This window comes from Microbacterium sp. K41 (assembly GCF_004794395.1).
Lineage (GTDB): Bacteria > Actinomycetota > Actinomycetes > Actinomycetales > Microbacteriaceae > Microbacterium > Microbacterium sufflavum.
The window spans coordinates 1-1,837 of record NZ_SSDO01000495.1 but is presented as its reverse complement, the minus strand read 5'-3'; the positions used below and the strand labels follow the sequence as shown (position 1 = coordinate 1,837).

Annotated in this window: 2 protein-coding genes; one reads left to right on the top strand and one right to left on the bottom strand. The window is 72.2% G+C overall.

Features of this window, described 5'->3' with window-relative positions:
• On the bottom strand, window positions 1-696 hold a 696-nt coding region (locus DW309_RS16450; protein WP_136032133.1), incomplete at its 3' end, for an RDD family protein.
• Between the two features lie 16 nt (window positions 697-712).
• On the opposite strand from DW309_RS16450, the gene DW309_RS16445 reads away from it, so the two are divergent.
• A complete protein-coding gene (locus DW309_RS16445) occupies window positions 713-1,705 on the top strand; it encodes a stage II sporulation protein M (protein ID WP_136032131.1) in 993 nt (330 codons plus the stop codon).
• Window positions 1,706-1,837 lie beyond the last annotated feature (132 nt).

Genomic DNA, 1,837 nt, shown 5'->3' with positions numbered 1-1,837 from the left:
GGGGGCGGCGGGCACCGGCGACACGAACGGCGCCGCCTCCGCGAGCAGTCCCTGCGCCACCCGCTCGCGCGCGGCGGGCATCATCCGCGGCGCGCTCTCCAGGAACTGCGAGATGCGGCGCGCCAGGCGATCGGGCAGCCGGGCGACGTCGGCGATCTGCGCCCATCCGGCGAGCTGCGGCGGAAGCACGGGCGCGTGCCCGGTCAGCCGTGGCGTGCGCACGCGCTGGCTGTACGTGCCGGCGACGAGGTCGCCCAGTCGCTGCGAGCGGGAGGTGAACGCGCCCACCAGCACCGCCAGGCCACCGAACGTGAGGTAGATCTCCAGCACGCCGAGGAGCGCGCGGATGAAGGCGTGCCGGAACCCGGCGGCGCCGCCGTCCAAGCGCACGATGCGCCCGCCGACCGCGAGCTTGCCGAGGCTGCGTCCCTTCAGGGCGACCTCCATCGTGATCGGCAGGACGACGAAGCTCACCACGAGCGCGGAGACGGTGGCGATGCGGTCGGTCGCCTCGTCGAGCACGCCGGCGTCGAGCAGCCAGATGCGCAGGAAGATCCACAGCACGAAGACGCCGTAGCCCACGAGCATGTCGATGATCGCTCCCGCGGCGCGGAGCACGAACCCGACCGGCTGCACGTCGATCGCGACCGCCTCTCCGGAGAGCACCTCGTCGGAGACGTCGATCTGCGCGGACATGAGTACAGTAAATCAGGTGGATGCCGATGCCCTGACCGACGTCCGCCGGTCCGAGTGGGAGCGGCTGGATCAGCTCAGCCGCGCTCGCCTCGACGGCGCGGGGGTCGACGAGCTCATCGTGCGCTACCGCGCCGCATCCGCCGACCTCGCCGAGCTCAAGACCTCCGTCGGCGACTCGCCGCAGGGCGCCTACCTCTCGACGATCCTGGTGCGCGCGCGACTGCGGCTCACCGGCGCCTCCGACAGCATCCTCACCCAGGTCGGGCGCTTCTTCGGGCTCCAGCTCCCCGCCGCCCTGTACCGGCTGCGCTGGACCACCCTGATCATCGCGGTCGCGTTCATCGCGGTCGCCGTGGGCGTCGCGGGCTGGATCGCGAGCGATCCGGCGCTGGTGGCGACGCTCGGCCCGCCCGACGCCCTGGAGCAGTACGCCGACGAGAGCTTCACCGGGTACTACACCGAGAACCCCGCTGCCGTGTTCATGGGCATGGTGTGGACGAACAACGCCTGGATCGCGATGCAGTGCGTGCTGTTCGGCGTCACGGGCATCTGGCCGATCTACATGCTGCTGCAGAACGCCATCGGGCTCGGCACGTCAGGCGCGGTCATGGCGGCCCACGACAAGGCCGACCTGATGGTGCTCTACATCCTGCCGCACGGCATGCTCGAGATGACCTGCATCTTCGTCGCAGCCGCCGCCGGGCTGCACGTGTTCTGGGCGTGGGTGGCGCCGGGTCGCCGGTCGCGCGGTGAAGCGCTCGCGGAGGAGGGGCGGGCCCTCGCCACGGTCGCGATCGGGCTCGTCTTCGCCCTGTTCCTGTCCGGCCTGGTGGAGGGTTTCGTCACGGGCTGGGCGCTGCCGTGGCCGGTCAAGATCGGCATCGGGGCCGCGGCGCTCGCCGTGTTCCTCGTCTACATGCTCGCCATCGGCGGACGGGCGTACCGCCGCGGGGAGAGCGGCGACCTGGTCGAGTACGAGGCCGGCACGCCGCGACTCGTCGCCGGCTGACGACGGCCCCGGTCACAGCCGTCCGGCGGCCTTGAGCTCCAGGTAGCGGTCGGCGATCCGGGGTGGGAGCGCCTCGGGGTCGGCGGCGATGGCCTCGCCGCCCGCCCGCCGGATCGCGTCGGCCACGTTCTC